Consider the following 2866-nt stretch of genomic DNA (forward strand, 5'->3'; position numbering starts at 1 on the left):
CCACAGATCGAAGTTACTTTCGATATCGATGCAAACGGTATTGTAAATGTATCTGCAAAAGACCTTGGAACAGGAAAAGAACAGCACATCACCATTACTTCCGGTTCTAATATGTCCGATAATGAAATCGATAAGGCTGTAAAAGAAGCTGCTGAATTCGAAGCACAGGATAAAAAACGTAAAGAAGCAATTGATGCCCGCAACGATGCTGATTCTATGGTATTCCAGACAGAAAAAGCAATGGAAGAAGTAGGAGATAAGATTGATGCGAACGACAAGACAGCAGTAGAAGCTGATCTTGCAGCATTAAAAGAACTGATTGAAAAATCCAATCCAGAAGAAATGACAGAAGCTCAGGTTGCAGAAATCAAAGCCGGAAAAGAAAAATTAATGGAAAGCGCTCAGAAATTATTTGCAAAAGTATATGAGCAGGCTCAGGGAGCTGCAGGAGCAGAAGGTGCAGGCCCGGCTCCGGAAGGCGGCGAAGCTTACCAGGCAGATGATGTAGTTGACGGCGATTACAAAGAAGTGTAGAATAGATACTTGAAACAATGACTTCAGCACCATCTGGCTGCTGAAGTCATTGATATGAATGGAATTAACAGGGAAACTGTCTGAAATAACAGCAGGCAGAATCTGTATTAGGAAAGGTGAACACAATGGCAGAGAGCAAACGTGATTATTACGAGGTCCTCGGCGTAGACAGAGGCGCTGATGATGCTACGATTAAAAAAGCATACAGACAGTTAGCCAAAAAGTATCATCCTGACATGAATCCCGGAGATAAAGAGGCGGAAAAGAAATTTAAAGAGGCTTCAGAAGCATATGCAGTTCTGAGTGATGCTGACAAAAAGAGGCAGTACGACCAGTTTGGTCATGCAGCTTTTGACCAGGGAGGCGGCGGAGCTGGCGGCTTCGGTGGATTTGATTTCAATGGCGCCGATATGGGAGATATATTCGGAGATATCTTTGGCGATTTATTTGGCGGCGGAAGAAGAAGTGCGAACAGCGGTCCTATGAAAGGTGCCAATCTTCGTGCCAGCGTACGTATAACCTTCGAAGAAGCAGTATTTGGCTGTGAGAAGGAATTGGATTTAAATTTAAAAGATGAGTGTAAAACCTGCCACGGTACCGGTGCAAAGCCGGGAACAAGTCCTGAGACTTGTCCAAAATGCGGTGGTAAAGGCCAGGTTGTATTTACACAGCAGTCTTTATTTGGCACAGTTCGTAATGTGCAGACCTGTCCGGATTGCAGCGGAACAGGTAAGATTGTAAAAGAAAAATGTACGGATTGTCATGGCAGCGGCTATACATCCAGCAGAAAGAAAATTGCAGTCAGCGTGCCGGCAGGTATTGATGACGGTCAGAGCATCCGTATCCGGGATAAGGGCGAGCCGGGAACAAATGGCGGACCAAGAGGGGATCTTCTGGTAGAAGTAAGAGTTGCCAGACATCCTATTTTCCAGAGACAGGATATGAATATTTTCTCAACTGCGCCAATTTCATTTGCACAGGCAGCACTGGGCGGTGAGGTTCGGATCAGCACTGTGGATGGAGACATCTTATACGATGTAAAACCAGGTACCCAGACAGACACTAAAGTACGTTTAAAAGGCAAAGGTGTGCCTTCACTGCGTAACAAATCTGTCCGTGGAGACCACTATGTAACGCTGGTGGTACAGGTACCGACGAAACTGAACGAAGATGCAAAAGAGGCCCTTCGCAGCTTTGATGCAGCAACCGGAAATTCTCTAAATCAGAAAAATACGGGTGCGGAAAAGCCGAAGAAAAAGGGCTTTATGGATAAATTAAAAGAAACTTTTGAAGATTAAACTGCAGGAGGGTACTGCGTGGTCTGTTGTGACATTTAGATGTTTTGTCAGACTATGCATACCCTCTTTTCTTAATTTTTTATAATTATGAAAAGCCTTTTCTTAATTTTTCCTATAATGTCTGGGAATTGTTGACAAACAGGATAGTAACGGGTATTATATGAATATAGAAACAATTGTGATGAAGAATAGGTATGCAGACAGATACTTGTTGAGACTCGAATATTAAAATCATGAGTCGGCTGGATTGATAGATCTGATTAACAACAGATATATATTCAGCTGCATCAATTTGTTTTCAGGCTTTATGACGAATGTCATCGAAAAATAAAATATGAAGGAGAGAAGGTGTCGTTATGAAGAGAAAGATCGTAAATAAACTGTTGGCGATCTGCTTATCAATCAGCATGATAGCTGGAACGGGATTACCGGTTACAGCAGCTGGAACAGAGAATACGCCACAGACCACAGTTACTACCGAAGCAACAACAGAGAAAGCTACAAGTAATACATCAACGCTTTACAAAGTAAAACTCACATTACCTGGTATCACAGCGGCAACAAGTGTAAAATCTTTATCTGTTAAACAAAACGGAAAAGATTATACATATGATTACAAAGACTTAAAGACAGATGATAAAGGAGTCCTTTATTTAAAGCTTCCGGCAAATGCCAAAGGACAGACAACATCGATTACCGTAAATGACGTAAGTTTTTCCGGAACCGTAAACGCGAATGATGACAATGCATTTGCAGCACCTCCGGCAAAGACAGAATCTGAGAAAACGACGGATAAAGCTACTGAAAAAGCAACCGAAAAGGCTACTGAAAAAACAACCGCAAGTTCTGAGTCAGAAACAGCGAAGGGAACAGAGGCTGCTACAGAGGCAACTGAAGCTACTGAAGCAACAGATAAGAAATCCCCGGAAACTGAGCCGGTAACGGATACGAAGCCTACGGAAGAAAGCAAGGCACCGGAAACGCAGCCAGCTACTACAGAGAGCCAGAAAGCGACTGAAACTACGGGTCAGACA

The 2866-nt window shown here is 43.0% G+C and carries 3 protein-coding genes; all 3 read left to right on the top strand.

All coding sequences use genetic code 11. The features are described from left to right. Nucleotides 1–534: Hsp70 family protein (locus ACH2DQ_RS23015; RefSeq protein WP_395028497.1), on the top strand; the 534-nt coding region annotated here is incomplete at its 5' end. 125 nt (nt 535–659) lie between these two features. Then, a complete protein-coding gene (gene dnaJ, locus ACH2DQ_RS23020) occupies nt 660–1832 on the top strand; it encodes a molecular chaperone DnaJ (protein ID WP_394912782.1) in 1173 nt (390 codons plus the stop codon). Nucleotides 1833–2188: 356 nt separating this feature from the next. After that, nucleotides 2189–2866: hypothetical protein (locus tag ACH2DQ_RS23025; protein ID WP_395028500.1), on the top strand; the 678-nt coding region annotated here is incomplete at its 3' end.

It is taken from the genome of Robinsoniella sp. (genome assembly GCF_034124845.1).

Excerpts from the sequence above, each read along its gene's own strand:
- dnaJ (WP_394912782.1), top strand. The coding sequence starts at position 660 with ATGGCAGAGAGCAAACGTGATTATTACGAGGTCCTCGGCGTAGACAGA.